The sequence below is a fragment of the Actinosynnema pretiosum genome, assembly GCF_024171695.1.
Lineage (GTDB): Bacteria > Actinomycetota > Actinomycetes > Mycobacteriales > Pseudonocardiaceae > Actinosynnema > Actinosynnema pretiosum.
This window is the reverse complement of record NZ_JAMTCF010000015.1, coordinates 253,854-268,149: the sequence shown is the minus strand read 5'-3', so window position 1 is coordinate 268,149 and position 14,296 is coordinate 253,854. Positions and strand designations below refer to the sequence as shown.

General features: G+C 72.9%; 14 protein-coding genes. 5 read left to right on the top strand and 9 right to left on the bottom strand.

What is annotated here, in order from left to right; genetic code table 11:
* From LV78_RS28735 to LV78_RS28725, 3 genes are all read right to left on the bottom strand, one after another.
* Window positions 1-282 (bottom strand): transposase (locus tag LV78_RS28735; RefSeq protein WP_253848807.1); only part of this gene is annotated, 282 nt, incomplete at its 3' end.
* Window positions 283-388: 106 nt separating this feature from the next.
* The gene (locus LV78_RS28730) at window positions 389-958 is read right to left on the bottom strand and encodes a TetR/AcrR family transcriptional regulator (RefSeq protein WP_253848794.1); all 570 of its coding nucleotides are present in this window, start codon (window positions 956-958) and stop codon (window positions 389-391) included.
* Between the two features lie 9 nt (window positions 959-967).
* Complete coding sequence (locus LV78_RS28725) at window positions 968-1,345, bottom strand: winged helix-turn-helix transcriptional regulator (RefSeq protein WP_253848793.1); 378 nt, start codon at window positions 1,343-1,345, stop codon at window positions 968-970.
* A 98-nt stretch (window positions 1,346-1,443) separates the two neighbouring features.
* On the opposite strand from LV78_RS28725, the gene LV78_RS28720 reads away from it, so the two are divergent.
* Both LV78_RS28720 and LV78_RS28715 read left to right on the top strand, forming a co-directional pair.
* Window positions 1,444-2,283, top strand: a complete 840-nt coding sequence (locus LV78_RS28720; protein WP_253848792.1) for an SDR family oxidoreductase — start codon at window positions 1,444-1,446, stop codon at window positions 2,281-2,283.
* Between the two features lie 136 nt (window positions 2,284-2,419).
* Complete coding sequence (locus tag LV78_RS28715) at window positions 2,420-3,445, top strand: LacI family DNA-binding transcriptional regulator (protein WP_253848791.1); 1,026 nt, start codon at window positions 2,420-2,422, stop codon at window positions 3,443-3,445.
* Between the two features lie 47 nt (window positions 3,446-3,492).
* Here LV78_RS28715 and LV78_RS28710 read toward each other — a convergent pair whose 3' ends face one another.
* The 4 genes from LV78_RS28710 to LV78_RS28695 all read right to left on the bottom strand — a co-directional run bounded on the left by LV78_RS28710 (window position 3,493) and on the right by LV78_RS28695 (window position 9,030).
* Entirely contained in the window at window positions 3,493-4,800 is a 1,308-nt protein-coding gene (locus LV78_RS28710) for a NucA/NucB deoxyribonuclease domain-containing protein (RefSeq protein WP_253848790.1), read from the bottom strand.
* A gap of 11 nt (window positions 4,801-4,811) precedes the next feature.
* Complete coding sequence (locus LV78_RS28705; protein ID WP_253848789.1) at window positions 4,812-5,789, bottom strand: hypothetical protein; 978 nt, start codon at window positions 5,787-5,789, stop codon at window positions 4,812-4,814.
* An 84-nt stretch (window positions 5,790-5,873) separates the two neighbouring features.
* Window positions 5,874-7,487: an extracellular solute-binding protein gene (locus LV78_RS28700; RefSeq protein ID WP_253848788.1), complete on the bottom strand. Its 1,614-nt coding sequence runs from the start codon at window positions 7,485-7,487 to the stop codon at window positions 5,874-5,876.
* A 13-nt stretch (window positions 7,488-7,500) separates the two neighbouring features.
* Window positions 7,501-9,030: a glycoside hydrolase family 43 protein gene (locus tag LV78_RS28695; protein WP_253848787.1), complete on the bottom strand. Its 1,530-nt coding sequence runs from the start codon at window positions 9,028-9,030 to the stop codon at window positions 7,501-7,503.
* Between the two features lie 295 nt (window positions 9,031-9,325).
* Between LV78_RS28695 and LV78_RS28690 the strand changes: the two genes are divergently transcribed.
* Window positions 9,326-11,053: a cellulase family glycosylhydrolase gene (locus LV78_RS28690; protein ID WP_253848786.1), complete on the top strand. Its 1,728-nt coding sequence runs from the start codon at window positions 9,326-9,328 to the stop codon at window positions 11,051-11,053.
* A gap of 84 nt (window positions 11,054-11,137) precedes the next feature.
* Here LV78_RS28690 and LV78_RS28685 read toward each other — a convergent pair whose 3' ends face one another.
* Entirely contained in the window at window positions 11,138-12,037 is a 900-nt protein-coding gene (locus tag LV78_RS28685; protein ID WP_253848785.1) for an SDR family NAD(P)-dependent oxidoreductase, read from the bottom strand.
* 102 nt (window positions 12,038-12,139) lie between these two features.
* Here LV78_RS28685 and LV78_RS28680 point away from each other — a divergent pair, with 102 nt between their 5' ends.
* Window positions 12,140-12,817 carry a TetR/AcrR family transcriptional regulator gene (locus LV78_RS28680; protein WP_253848784.1) on the top strand — a complete coding sequence of 226 codons (678 nt, stop codon included), beginning with the start codon at window positions 12,140-12,142 and terminating at the stop codon, window positions 12,815-12,817.
* 1 nt (window position 12,818) lies between these two features.
* Here the strand turns inward: LV78_RS28680 and LV78_RS28675 are convergent, their stop codons facing one another.
* Window positions 12,819-13,202, bottom strand: a complete 384-nt coding sequence (locus LV78_RS28675; RefSeq protein WP_253848783.1) for a cupin domain-containing protein — start codon at window positions 13,200-13,202, stop codon at window positions 12,819-12,821.
* A gap of 53 nt (window positions 13,203-13,255) precedes the next feature.
* Between LV78_RS28675 and LV78_RS28670 the strand changes: the two genes are divergently transcribed.
* Window positions 13,256-14,260: a GlxA family transcriptional regulator gene (locus LV78_RS28670; RefSeq protein WP_253848782.1), complete on the top strand. Its 1,005-nt coding sequence runs from the start codon at window positions 13,256-13,258 to the stop codon at window positions 14,258-14,260.
* Window positions 14,261-14,296 lie beyond the last annotated feature (36 nt).

Below are 14,296 nucleotides of genomic sequence, written 5' to 3'. Positions count from 1 at the left end.
CTCGCGGTCGAACTCGTCGATCGCCTCGGCGATGACGCGAACCCTCGCCACGAGCGCGGTGAGGGTGCCGTCGCGCGACCAGCGCCAGAACCGGTTGTAGACCGTCTTCCACGGCCCGTACCGTTCGGGAAGGTCACGCCACGCGATCCCGGACTTGGCCTTGAACAGCATCCCGTTGATCACCCGACGGTCGTCCACCCGAGGACGACCCTTCGCGCCCGAGACTGGCAGCAACGGCTCGATCACCCGCCACTGCTCATCGGTCAACTCGTGCCTGCGGATCACGACCCGAAATCAAAGCAGATCAGCTACAACTGCTTTGAGGACACGCCCTAGCCCTCCGCCGCTCCGGGCCGGCTGCTACGGGTCGGCTGCTCCAGGGCCGCTGCTACGGGTCGACGCGCAGGCGGTCGATCAGGTCGAGCACGGCGGCGTGGAAGGTCTCCGGCTCCAGGTCCGGGTGCGCGAGCGCGGTGAGCACGAGGCCCTGCAAGGTCGCCGCCACCGCGAGCCCGGCGGTGCGCCCGCCCACGCACGGCGCCAGGTGCTCGGCCAGGTGCTCGTGGTAGGCGTGGAACGTGGGCCGCAGCGCCGGGTCGTGGGCCGCCGCGACGATCATCTCCTGCACGGCCGCCGCCGCGTCCCGGTGCTCGGTCACCAGCGCCAGCACGTAGTCCGCCGCCAGTCTCGGCAGCTCCTCCGGCGGTCCGGTGGCCGCCGTGGCGGTGAGCCGGTCGTCCACCACCTGGAGCGCCCGCTCGAACATCGACCGGCGCAGGTCCTCGATCGAGGAGAAGTGGTAGGTCACCGACGCGAGCGAGGCGTGGGCGGTCGCGGCGACGGCGCGGTGCGTCAGCACGCCCGAACCGCCTGCGGCGACCACCGCGATGGCGGCGTCGAGCAGCTCGGTGCGCCGCTGCGCGCCGCGGGCGGTCAGGGCGCGTCCGTCGTTCACCACCGGCCCACCCTACGTCCGGGCGTCCTCGCGCGGCGGGAGGCGCCGCGTGATCAGGTCGAACAGGTCCGTCAGCGGCTGCCCGACCTCGCGGCCGAACGCGGTCAGCCCGTAGGTCACCTGCGGCGGGGTGGTGGGCTCGACGCGCCGCCACACCAGGTCGTCCTCGACCAGCACGCGCAGGGTCTGCGAGAGCATCTTCTCGCTGATCCCCCGGACGCTGTCGCGCAGCTCGAAGAACCTGAGGTCGTTGCTCCGCAAGGAGATCAGCACCCAGATCCCCCACCGGCTGGTGACGTGGTCGACCACGTCGCGCGCCGGGCAGTCGGTGTGAAACACGTCATACCGGGCCCCGGAACCACCCTGCGCCAACTGCGAGCCTCCCGCCACGTCCTGAACTTACCCCGAGGTACGTCCTTACCAAAAGTAAGTTCCGGCTCCTAGCGTCCCGTCTCGCGGAAGAGCAACGCTGTGACGAGGAGTTCTCCATGATCGTGGTGACCGGTGCGACCGGGAACATCGGACTGCCGCTGACGCGGGCGCTGACCGGGGCGGGTCGGCGGGTGACGGCGGTGTCGCGCCACCAGGCGCAGGCGCCGGACGGGGCGGTGCACGCGGTGGCCGACCTGTCGGTCCCGTCGAGCATGGCCCCGCTGCTGGACGGGGCGGAGTCGCTGTTCCTGCTGCTGTCCGGCGACCTGCACGCCGCAGGCGCCAACCCCGTCGACCTGATCGACCTGGCCGCGCGCAGCGGGGTGCGCAAGGTGGTGCTGCTCTCGACGCTGGGCGTGGTGACCCGGCCGTTCGGCAGGACCCGGATCGCGATGCGCGAGCTGGAGGACGCCCTGCGCGGCTCCGGCCTCGACCAGGTGGTCCTGCGGCCGGGCGGGTTCGCGTCGAACGCCCTGTGGTGGGCCGAGTCCGTCAGCGCGCAGCGGCTCGTGGTCGCCCCGTTCGGCGACGTCGGCGTGCCGGTCGTCGACCCGGCGGACATCGCCGAGGTCGCGGCGGCCTGCCTGCTGGACGAGACCTGGAACGGGTCGGCGCTGGAGCTGACCGGCCCCGAGCTGATCACGCCCCGGCAGCAGGCCGAGGCCGTCGCGGACGCGCTGGGCGAGCCGGTGCGCTTCCACGAGCTGAGCCGGGCCGAGGCGAAGGAGGCCATGTCCCGGTCGATGCCCGGCGAGCTGGCGGACGACACCCTGGACATCCTCGGCTCGCCGAACGAGGCGGAGCTGCGGGTGAGCCCGGACGTGGAGCGCGTGCTGTCGCGGGCGCCGCGCGCGTTCGCCGAGTGGGCGGCGCGCAACGTCGCGGCGTTCCGCTGATCCCGGCGCGGGCCGGTGGGTGGCCGAAGGCGCGCCGACCGGCCCACGCGCGCCCGCGTCCCCGACGGCCCCGGCGACCGTAGAGTGGCCGGGGCGGGCGCCCGCCGGTGGTCGGGCGGGCGGAGAGGAGCGGGGCTTGTCGGACAGCCGGGAGCGGACCGATTCCAGCAGGCCGGTCACCATCTCCTACATCGCCGCCAGCGCGGGCGTCTCCGTGCCCACCGTCTCCAAGGTGCTCAACGGCCGCTCGGGCGTCTCGGCGGGCACCAGGGCCCGCGTCGAGGCCCTGATCGACGAGTACGGCTACCGCAAGTCCAGCGCGACCGGGCGGGGCGCGGTCGTGGACCTGGTGTTCGACGAGCCCGCCGACATGTGGGGCGTGGAGATCATCCGGGGCGTGCAGCGGGTCGCGCGCAGGCACGGGGTCGGGCTGGTGCTGTCCGAGTTCGGCCCGAGGGGCAGCTCGGTGCGCTACTGGATCGACGACGCGCTGGACCGCCGTCCCTCCTGCGTGGTCACCGTCGCGCAGCTCTCCGCCGAGGAGCGGGACCGGTTGCGCGCCAGGGGAATCCCGTTCGTGGTGTTCGACCCGACCGGCGAGCTGCCCGACGACGTGCCGTTCGTCGGCGCGACCAACTGGTCGGGAGGTCGCGCGGCCACCCGGCACCTGACCGCGCTCGGCCACCGCAGGATCGGCGTGCTCACCGACCGGGACGACGTGCTGTTCTGCCGCGCCCGCCTGGACGGCCACCGCTCCGCCCTGGAGGACGCGGGCATCGCCGCCGACCCCGCGCTCGTCGCGCGCGGCCCGCTGACCGTGGAGGGCGGGTTCACCGCAGCCCGAGCCCTGCTGACCCTGCCCGACCCGCCGACCGCGCTGTTCGCCTGCAACGACCTGCAGGCCCTCGGCGCCTACCGGGCCGCCCGCGAGGCCGGGCTGCGCGTGCCGGAGGACCTGAGCGTGGTGGGCTTCGACGACCTGCCCGTGGGCGACCTGGTCGACCCGCCGCTGACCACCGTGCGCCAGCCCCTGGCGGAGATGGCCGCCGCGGCGGCGGAGCTGGCGCTCGCGCTGGGCCGGGGCGAGCGCCCGCCGCAGCTGGGCGTGGAACTGGCGACCACCCTGACCGTCCGCCGCAGCACGGCCCCGCCGCGAGCCTGAGCGGCTACCGGTGGTCCCCGCCGAACGCGGTCGGCGGGGACCACCGCTCAGCCGACCAGGTTCACCCAGAACGTGTCGTCGTGGAGGACGCGGTCCCAGTTGTACCAGTTGTTGAGCTGGGTGCCGCCCTCTCGGTTGTGCGTGGCGGAGATCAGCCTGCCGGACACCGGACCACCGCTCGCCCCGCCCTCCCGCACCGAGGCGAACGGGTACTCGTCGCATTGCTGGATCCGCCAGTTCCACCCGCCGGGGTTGGCCTGGCGGCACTGGGCCTTGGGGCGCTTCCGGTTGTCCCGCTGGATCTTGGCGTCCCTGACCCTGGTCAGCGGTGGGCCGTCCGGTCCCCCGTTGTCCCAGCGGCCGGGCGCGCCCAGCTGGTTCTGCGCGTGGCGGATGTGGTCGATCAGGTCGCCGAGGGGGTAGGCGGTGTCGTTCTTGTCGTAGGTCAGGTACGGGCTCACGTTGTGGAAGACGCACGCCTTCTTGCTGCGCAGCTTCACCGAGTCGCACCGGCTCTCGACGTGGTCGCTGTCCAGCTGGAACGTCTCGCCCGCGTGCCCGGCGCCACCGACACCGGTGAACCGGCTGTGGATCCGCACCGGGACGACCGCGTCACCGGTCAGCTTGAGGTCGATGATGCTGTTGTCGGTCAGCACCGTCTCGAAGACGTTGTTGCGCTTGGCCTTGACGTCCCCCAGGGTGGCGAGCTGGGCAGGTTGGTGGTACGCGCTGCACGAGGACTTCCCCCGCACGGCTACGCAGCCCGCCAACGCCCCCACGCGGGCGTCGTCCTCGAAGCTGCCCAGCCTCTCGACGGCGTCGAAGGTCTTGCCCCAGATGTGGAACTTCCGGTTGCGCGCGTCCGCGTAGCCCAGCCAGATCGTCTGCACCGCGAGCAGCGCGTACACCCGGCAGTTGCCGTTGTTGCAGGTCGACCGCTCCCAGTTGACCGTGACTGCTCGGCACCACCGGTAGTGGTTCTTCGTCCACCCCTTCGCACTGCCCGTCTGGCTCGCACGGGCCGGGTCGCGGCACTCCGCCTCGAAGGCGGCGTCCCACCCGGTGGCCACCTCCGGCAGCGGGTCGGCCTTCTTCTCCGCGCCCACCTCGCCCGGTCGTGGGGTGCCGAAATCGGCGATCTTCACCTCGTAGAACTGGTCACCCGACTCGGAAAGCGGTTTCCCGTCGAGCGTGGTCTCGAAGACCCGGCTGACCAGGGTCTCCCCCGTCCCAGGCGCGGCGGGTGGCGCGGCGATCGCCGCCGGGGTCGAGGTGGCGATCAGGACACCGACGACCAGTAAGGACACCAGGACGCGCACGCGCTCCCCCATCGTCTTCGCCGCTCCGGTTCGCATCGACCGGGGGCTCACGCGATCAGATCCATCGTGTCCCACCCGTAGCCCACGACGGTCGGGCTGTGGAACGTCAGGTCGCCGTTGTGCGCGCCCGCGTTGCGGTAGACCACCAGCTCGCCCCGGCTGTTGCGGGTCACGATGTCGGTGTGGTCGTCGATGGTGACCGTCATCAGCGTCATGATCTGCACCGTGTGCCAGCCGAGGCCCACCCGGACCGGCGGTTCGAAGGTCGCCGTGCCCTCGTACCAGAGGCCGTGCCGGTACAGCTGGAGCGAGCCGTCGCTCCGGCGCGCGACGACGTCGGCGCGGGCGTCGTCCGAGGTCAGCTCGGCGACCCCGAGCCAGTCCACGGTGTTCCAGCCGTAGCCGATCGGCTCCGGCGGCGCCCAGGTGTTGACCTCGTCGAACACCCCGGTGTGCTCGTAGACGTACAGGGTGCCGTCCGGCCACCGGGCGACGATGTCCTGCTCGCCGTCGTCGGTGACGTCGGCCACCGCGAGCGCGGTGATGGGCGCCCAGCCGTAACCGACCTCGATCACCTCGCCGAAGGTGCCGTACCCCTGCAGCAGACCGCTTCCTGGGTACACCACCAGCGTGCCGTCGGTGCGCCGACCGATGAGGTCCGGGGCGAAGTCGCCGGTCACCTCGGACACCGCGATCCAGTTCAGCGCCTGCGTGCCGGACAGCACCGCGTGACGCGTGGGGAACGTGCTCGTGCCGTTGTACGTCCCGCTGTGCGGGTAGAGGTAGATCGTGCCGGTGGCCGCCTCCCTGGCGAGCAGGTCGGACCGCCCGTCACCGGTCAGGTCGTGCCACTGGGCCGGGATGGTCACGGCCGCCGCGGACACGTCGGACGCCGTCGCCGGGGCGTCGGGCCCTGGGGCGGCGACGACCGGCGCACCCGAGGTGGTGGCGAAGGTCAGCGCTACGGCCGCAGCGGCCAGCGCACGGCGATTCTTCCGTTTCCGCCCCGGTAAAAGTGCTCTCACGTGGGTCTCCTCCTCGGTGCTTCTCCCCCGCGCCCGCCGGATCGGCGGTGCGCGCACCCGCCCGCCAGCTCAGCTCCTGCCCGCTCAGCGCCCGGCGTCCCGCAGCGCCTTGTCGTAGAACTCCCGCAACCGGTCACCGCCCGCCTTGCGCCACCGCTCGCCCAGACCGTCCACTTCGGACAGCTCGGCCCGCCCGCGCAGGACGTCCGCCGTCCGGTCCGCGAACTCCTTGGCCAGGGTGGCGAACTCCGGCGGCTCCTCCACCCGCAGCCCGAACGCCAGCGGCTTGGTCTGGTGGCCCCACTCCCGCGCGTACCAGGCGTGCTGGGCGCGCACGAGGTCCGGGTGGTCGGTGGTCGTGATCGCCTCCGGCGGGCCCGCCGCGAAGCCGTAGGTCAGCGTGATCTCCTTCTGCCCCAGCGGGGTCAGCGCCGGGTTGCCCCGCTCGTCCCGCGCGCTGTGCACGCCCTCCACCCCGTACCGCAGCAGCCGGTGCTCCTCGGTGCCGATCGGCGCGGCGGCGAAGTCGCACAGCCGCAGCAGTTCGCGCACCCGGTCGTCCGGGACGTCCTTGCGCACGAACGCGACCATCGCCGTCGGCGCGGCCACCGGGTAGGTCGGCTCGCCGCCGTCGTGCGCGAACAGCGGCAGCGCGGTCATCCGGAAGCCGGGGTCGGCCGGCCGCTGCTGCGCGACCTGCTCGGCCCACGCGCCCATGCCGCCCTGGTTCACGACCATCTGCCTGGACGCGAACAGCTCGTTGCTGCGGTTCCAGTTGCCCGCCACGATGTCCGGGTGCACGCACCCCGCGTCGTACAGGGACCGGGTGAACCGCACCGCCTCGGCGTACCAGGGCGCTTCGAGCTGGTTGAGCAGCTTGCCCGAGTCGTCGCGCACCCAGTCGCCCCGGCCGCCGAAGGCCCGCACGAGCGAGCGGAACACGTCGCCGAGCGCCCACCGGTTGTTCGCGGGGTCGTTGAGCCGCTTGGCCATCGCCGCGAACTCCTCGGCGCTGCGCGGCGGCTCGACCCCGAGCTGCTCGAACACGTCGTCCCGGTAGAACAGCACCTCGGGGAACAGCTGGCCGGGGTAGGGCACGCCGTGCAGGCGCCCGTTGTGCACGCACGCGTGCCACGAGTCGGTGGGGATGTTGGCCAGCATCGGGTAGTCGGCCACCCGCTCGCCGGACAGGAAGTCGGTCAGGTCGCGGAACACCTCGCCGACGCCCTCGCTGAACCTGGGCGGCATGGTGAAGGTGGGCACGACGGTCAGCTCCGGCACCTGCCGCGCCGCCATCAGGGCGGCGAGCTTGGCCTGGTAGTCGGCGCCGGACACGGTCTCGAACCTCACCGCGCCGCCGAGGCGCTCGTTGACCGCGTCGTAGTAGGAGTTCTGCCCCAGACCCGGCGCGGGCGGCCAGAACGACGGGGTCATCGCGGTGACGTCGGCGCTGAGCACCGCCCCCTGCACGGCCCGCACCGGGGCGGCCGGGTAGGACAGGTATCCGGGCACCGAGCCGTTCACGCCCGGCAGGTCCGGCTTGGCGAACTCCACCGGCCGGTGCGCGGGCAGCAGCGCCGCGAGCGCGTCGCCGCCGAGCGCGGAACCGCCGCGCGGGGCCGGGGCCTCGCACCCGACCAGCGCGGCGCCGCCCGTGGCGGCGAGGAGCCCTAAGAACGCCCTGCGGTCCACTGCCATGTCGGGGTTCCCCTCATCGGGTCGGGTCGACGGGTTCGTGCTCGAACCGGTCGAAGTGGACGGTGCCGCTGGTGGCGCGCACGCCGACGACCCGGCCGGTGAAGCCGCCCGCGACCTCGGTGGACAGGTAGCGGCCGTCCAGCGCGGCGAGTTCGGTGACCGCGCCGTCGGGGTGGACGACGCGCAGTGCCACGGTGTCGGGGCCGGTGCGGGCGTCGGTCAGGCGCCGGGTCTCGGTGATCCCGATCTCCAGGACGACCTCGCCGGGGCCGACCTCGGCGCTGCCCAGCTCGGAGCGGAACGGGCCGACGTGCGCTCGGGCGGTCGCACGGCCCCCGGACACCTCGATCCCGTAGTGGTGCCGGTCGTCCAGGCGCACCACCAGGCCACCGCTGCCCTCGGTGGCGTCGACGACGACGCGGGTCCGGCACGAGCGGTGCTGCTGGCGGATGCCGACGAACTCGCCCTCGGCGGCGTTCTCGGACCCGGCGGCGTTCTCGGGCACAGAGGCGTTCTCGGGCCCGGAGGCGTTCTCGGGCACGGAGGCCTTCTCGGGCCCCGCGCGCAGGGTCAGCCAGCCGGGGCGGGCGGTGGTGGTGCACCGCTCGGGGGAGCGCTCGCGGAGCGAGATCCAGCGCGGGTGCAGCCTCGGCGCGTCGAAGTGGTCCAGGACCAGGTCGGCCCACGGCTCGGCGGGGCCCGCGACCGGCTCGCCGACGACCGGCCAGCCGTCGACCCAGGTCACCGGGGCCAGGAACGTCTCCCGGCCCAGCACGTGCCACCCCGGCGTGCCGCCGCCCGGTCGCACGCCGAGGAACACGAGCCACCAGCTGCCGTCCACGGCCTGCACCAGGTCGCCGTGCCCGGTGTTCTGCACCGGGTCGTCGGTGCCCCGGTGGGTGAGGACGGGGTTGTCGGGGTTGGGGGTGAACGGTCCGTTCACCGACTCGCCCCTGGCGATGGACACGGCGTGCCCGCGCTCGGTGCCGCCTTCGGCGATCAGCAGGTACCAGTGATCGCCGATCTCGTAGAGGTGCGGCGCCTCGGGGGCCTTCGCTCCGGGGGTGCCCGACCAGATCCGGACCTGGTCGCCGAGCGCCTCCCCGGTGGTGGTGTCGATGCGCACCTGGGTCACCCCGGCGCAGGTGCACCAGCAGTTGCCGTCCTCGTCCCAGGCCAGGTCCGGGTCGATGCCGTGCACACCCGGCAGCGGGATCGGGTCCGACCACGGCCCGGCCGGGTCCTCGGTGTGGAAGAGCAGGTTCCCGCCGCCGGAGACGTTCGTGACGATCAGCCAGAACCGGCCGTCGTGGTGCCGCAGCGTCGGCGCGTAGAGCCCGCCGGACGGGGTGGCCTCCGCGAGCCGCAACTGCTCGGGCCGGTCCAGGGCGTTGCCGATCAACGTCCAGCTCAGCAGATCACGGCTGTGGAAGACCGGGACGCCGGGGAAGTACTCGAAGCTCGAACAGGCCAGGTAGTAGTCCTCACCCACCCGGCACACGCTCGGATCGGGGTGGAAACCAGGGATGATCGGGGTGCTCATCTCACCGTCTTCGGTCGGGCCTCATCGGTGCGGAAAATTTCGGGAAGTGCTCGGGAAACTTTCTGCCGTGCGGACCGTACCCACGGCCGCAGTGCAGGTCAACGGGGCTGCCGCATTCGACTCGCGTTCGACCAGAATATTCGACGGCGCGCCGGGAAAATAATGCTCACATCGTCGATGACAGGTCAGTCGTTGACGCTTTTCCGACCCGCTGCGTAGCATCCGGCACCGAAACTCCCCACGTTTGCGTGAAAGAAACTTTCCTGCGCTCCGAGCGGTCAAGGACGGTGTCGTCGTGAACTCGCACCCGCGCGCAACCCGGTGGTCCACCCGCCTGCTGGCCCCGGCCCTCGCCCTGCTGCTGGCGGCGGGCCCGCTCTCCGCCACCGCCTCCCCCGCCCCACCCGAGGTCGCGCCACCGGAAATCGCGGCGCCCGCCGACGCGCGGTCGGTGGTCGCGGCCATGCAGCCGGGGTGGAACCTCGGCAACACCCTGGACGCGATCCCCGACGAGACCTCGTGGGGCAACCCGCGCACCACCAGGGCGCTGCTGCGCCACGTGCGCGAGCAGGGCTACCGCAGCGTCCGCCTGCCGATCACCTGGAGCAACCACCACGGTCCCGCGCCCGACTTCACCATCGACCCGGCGTGGCTGGCCCGCGTCCGCGAGGTGGTCGACTGGTCGCTGGCCGAGGGCCTGCACGTGATGGTGAACCTGCACCACGACTCGTGGCAGTGGCTCAACACCTACCCGACCGACCGCGCGAACGTCCTGGCCCGCTACACCGCGCTGTGGACGCAGATCGCCGCCGCCTTCCGCGACCACTCCTCGAAGCTGGTGTTCGAGAACATCAACGAACCCCAGTTCGCGGGCACCTCCGGCGACGAGGAGAACTACCGGGCGCTGCACGAGCTGAACGCCGAGTTCCACCGCGTCGTGCGGGGTTCCGGAGGTGGCAACGCCACCCGCCTGCTGGTGCTGCCCACCCTGCACACCAACGCCGACCAGGGCCGTCTCGACGCGTTCCTGGCGGGCTACGAGTTGTTGCGGGACACCAACATCGCGGCGACCGTGCACTTCTACGGGTTCTGGCCGTTCAGCGTGAACATCGCCGGGTACACCCGGTTCGACGCCGAGGTGGAGCGGGACCTGGTCGACACCTTCGAGCGGGTGCGGCGCAGCCTGGTCGACCGGGGCGTCCCGGTGATCGTCGGCGAGTGGGCGCTGCTGAACTACGACCACAACCGGCCGGGCGTGATCGAGCGCGGCGAGTTCCTGAAGTTCCTGGAGGCCGTGGGCCACCACGCCAGGACCCGAGGCCTGACCACGATGCTGTGGGACGCGGGCCAGTTCCTCGACCGGACCGCCCTGCGCTGGCGCGACCAGGGCCTGCACGACCTGATCAGGTCGAGCTGGACCACCCGCTCCGGCACCGCCGCGAGCGACCGCGTCCACCTGCCGCGCGCACTGCCGATCACCGCGAAGTCGCTCGCCCTCAACCTCAACGGCACCGCGCTGCGCAGCGTGCGGGCGGCCGGTCGAACCCTGAAGGCGGGCACGGACTACACCCTCTCCGGCACGACGCTGACCTTCACCGCCGCCGCCCTCACCAGGCTGGCGGGCAACCGCGCCCACGGCGTCAACGCGACCGTGGAACTCCGCTTCTCCCAGGGCGTCCCGTGGCCGGTCGACGTGATCAGCCACGACCCGCCGGTCCAGTCCGCGGCCACGGGAACCACCGCGTCGTTCGCGGTCCCCACCCGGTTCCTGGGCGACCAGCTCGCCACGATGGAGGCCCGCTACGCCGACGGCAGCCCGGCCGGACCGGCGAACTGGACGCCGTACAAGGAGTTCTGGCAGCACTTCCAGCCCGATCCAGCCGGGAACCGGATCATCCTGAAGCCGGAGTTCTTCGCCGAGGTCGCCGACGGCCCGGTCACCCTGGTGTTCCACTTCTGGAGCGGCGAGCGCACCACGTACCGGATCACCAAGGCGGGCGACCAGGTCACCGGGAGCCCGTGAGCCGCCCGGTAGGGAGGGGCGGTCGGGCAGGGCAGTCGGGACGGGCGGTCGGGACGGGCGCGAGCCGGTCGTCCCGACCGCCCCTCAGACCGGGAACCCCACGCCGGTCAGCCGCTCGGAGACGTCCCACAGCCTGCGCTGGACGTCCAGGTCGTGCGACTGCGGGCTGGACAGCACCACCCTCGGGTGCCCCTTGACCTCGCCCCGCCCGCCGGGCCCGTAGTACTGCGCGCCCAGCACCGCCGGGTCGGTGGCCGCGCGCAGGGTCGGCAGCGCGCCCATCGGCGCGGGCTGGGTGAGCAGCGGCGCGAGCCAGCCGATCGGCACGCGGATCGCGGCCGGGGTGTTGCGGGCAAGCTCGGTGTTGGACACGCCGGGGTGCGCCGCGACCGCGACGGTGCCGCCGCGCGCGGCGAGCCGTCGCTGGAGCTCGTACGTGAACATCAGGTTCGCGAGCTTGGACTGGCCGTAGGCGCCGACCCGGCTGTACTCGCGCTCCCACTGCAGGTCGTCGAAGTGGATCGCCGCCTGGATGCGGTGCCCGGTGCTGCTGACCGTCACCACCCTGGAGCCGGGCACCGGCAGGAGGCTCTCCAGCAGCAGCCCGGTGAGCGCGAAGTGCCCGAGGTGGTTGGTGCCGAACTGGAGCTCGAAGCCGTCGCGGGTGGTCCGCCTCGGGGTGTGCATCACGCCCGCGTTGTTGATCAGCAGGTCGATCCGGGGGTGGGCGGCGCGCAGGGCGGTCGCGGCGGCGCGGACCGAGTCCAGCGACGTCAGGTCGAGCTCCTGCACCAGGACCTTCCCCGCGATCCGCTCGGCGGCCCGCTCCCCCTTCGCCGCGTCCCGGACGGCCAGCACCACCGTCGCGCCCCGCTCCGCCAGCACCCGCGCGGTCTCGAAGCCCAGCCCGGTGTTCGCGCCGGTCACCACCGCGACCCGGTCGCTCTGGTCGGGGACGTCCCGCTCGGTCCAGTTCGCACTCATCTCGCACCCCTCTTAACGCACCGCCGGTCTGTTACCGGTCGGAACATTAAGAGACCGGCGGTCTCATGTCAAGAGACCGCCGGTTCGTTGTAAGCTGCCCCGGTGACGTTCCAACGGGCCAGGAGCGAGGAGCAGCGGGAGATCCGCCGCCGCGCGATCCTGGACACGGCGGCGGCGATGCTCGACGAGATGCCGGTCGCCGAGCTGAGCCTCAACGAGCTCAGCCGCCGCATCGGTCTGGCCAAGTCCAACGTGCTGCGCTACTTCGAGACCCGCGAGGCCGTGCTGCTGGAGCTGCTCAACCGCTTCCTGCGGGAGTGGCTGGCCGCGATCACCGAGGAGCTCGGCGACGTCGACCCGAGCCGCTCCGCCGAGCAGCGGGCCACCCGCCTGTCCGAGGTCCTGAGCCGCTCGCTGGCCGACCGGCCGGTGCTCTGCGACCTGTTCGGCGCGCAGGGCGGCGTCCTGGAGCAGAACGTCTCCGCCGAGGTCATCGCCCGCCACAAGCGCGCCTCGCTGGCCACCCTGGCCGACGCGACCGCCCTGGTGCGCGGCCACGTCCCGGAGCTGGGCGAGGCCGCGCAGGCGTACTGCCTCCAGGTGCTGGTGCTGGCGGGCGCGCTGTCGGCGTACGTCCCCCCGCCCGCAGGCCTCCTGGCCGCCTACCGGGCCGACCCGACCCTGCCCGTGCTGCACACCAGCCCGGAGGACACCACCCTGCACGACCTGCTGCGCGGCGCGGTCGCGATGACCACGACGGGGGCGCTGCCCAGGCCGTGAGCTAGAGCTCGTGCCCGGTGGTCACGTCGACGTGGTCCGGCAGCGGGTCGTGGCGGTCGCCGACGGTGAGGGTGCCGGTGAGCTCGAACAGCAGGATCGTCGCCCCCTGCTCGGAGAACGGCTTGTGCTCGGCGCCGCGCGGCACGACGAGCACCGCGCCCTGCGGGAGGGTCACGACGCGCTCCGGGTCGCGCAGGGCGATGTCCAGCTGTCCGGACAGGACGAGGAAGAACTCGTCGGTGTTGTCGTGGCGGTGCCACACGTGCTCGCCCCGGACCTTGGCGACGCGGACGTCGTGGTCGTTGACGCGCGTGAGGATCCGGGGGCTCCACAGGGCGTCGAAGGTGGCCAGCGCGGTGGTGAGGTCGACGGGTTCGGTGCTCATGCCCGTCATCGTGCGCGCTGCGGACGACGGGTGGTGAGTGCTAGAAATCGCACATGTCGCAAGAATCCTCTCAGGACGTGCACCGGGTGGTGGTGCTCGTGGACGAGGGCTCGAACCCGTTCGAGCTGGGCGTGGCCGCCGAGCTGTTCGGCCTGCGCCGCCCGGAGCTGGAGCGGCCCTGGTACGAGTTCACGCTGTGCGCCGCCGAGCCGGTGACCAGGATGCACGCCGGGATGTTCGCCCTGACCGACGTGCCCGGCCCGCAGGCCGCCGACCGCGCCGACACCCTGATCGTGCCGAACCGCCCCGATCCCGAGGTGCCGCCGTCACCCGAGGTCCTGGCCGTGGTCCGCCGGGCCGCCGCACGGGGCGCGCGCCTGGTGAGCTTCTGCACCGGCGCCTTCACCCTGGCGGCGGCGGGCGTGCTCGACGGCCGCCCCGCCACCACCCACTGGCGCTGGACCGACCTGTTCACCGCCCGCCACCCGCGCGTGCTGCTGCGGCCGGACGTGCTGTTCGTGGACGACGGGGACGTGCTGACCTCGGCCGGGAGCGCGGCGGCGCTGGACCTGGGGCTGCACCTGATCCGCCGGGACCACGGGGCGGAGGTGGCGAACGCGGTCAGCCGCAGGCTGGTGTTCGCCGCGCACCGGGAGGGCGGGCAGCGCCAGTTCGTGCCGCGCCCGGTGCCGGTCGTGCCGGACGTGTCGCTGGCGCCGCTGCTGGACTGGGCGCGGGAGCGGGTGGACCGGCCGCTGGGCGTGGGGGACCTGGCGGCGCGCGCGGCGGTGAGCCCGGCGACGTTGCACCGGAGGTTCCGCGACGAGCTGGGCACGACGCCGCTGGCCTGGTTGACGCGGGAGCGGGTGGCGCTGGCGTGCCGGTTGCTGGAGGCGGGTGAGCGGCGGTTGGACGCGGTGGCGGTGGGGAGCGGGTTGGGGACGACGAGCAACCTGCGGGCGCAGGTGCGGCGGCATACGGGGTTGTCGCCGGACGCTTATCGGCGGAAGTTCACGACGGTGGCGGGGGTTCGGGCTGAGCCGGGTGGCGCGGGGTGATCCGCTCGCGCGGCGGGGGTGGTGGGTGCTCGAACC